The organism is Rhodobium orientis (assembly GCF_003258835.1).
Lineage (GTDB): Bacteria > Pseudomonadota > Alphaproteobacteria > Rhizobiales > Rhodobiaceae > Rhodobium > Rhodobium orientis.
Genome location: NZ_NPEV01000241.1, coordinates 1 through 234, shown reverse-complemented (window position 1 = coordinate 234; position 234 = coordinate 1). Strand labels below are relative to the sequence as shown.

1 protein-coding gene is annotated in these 234 nt (G+C 55.1%); it reads right to left on the bottom strand.

The genetic code is table 11. The annotated features are described in order from the left end of the window. Nucleotides 1–234: acyl-CoA dehydrogenase family protein (locus tag CH339_RS26035; protein ID WP_210207423.1), on the bottom strand; the 234-nt coding region annotated here is incomplete at both ends.

Here is a 234-nt window from a genome sequence, read left to right as displayed (position 1 = left end):
GGCATCGGAGCCTGAACCGGGCTCCGTCAATCCGTAGGCTCCTATCTTTTCGCCGCGGGCCATCGGCTTTAAATATTCCTGTTTCTGTTCTTCTGTTCCAAATGCATAAATCGGCCAGCCCGCAAGCGATGTATGGGCAGACAAGGTGACACCCGTTGAGGCGCAGACTTTCGAAAGCTCTTCAACCGCGATGACGTAGGCGAGATAGTCGCTGCCGATTCCCCCGTATTCCTC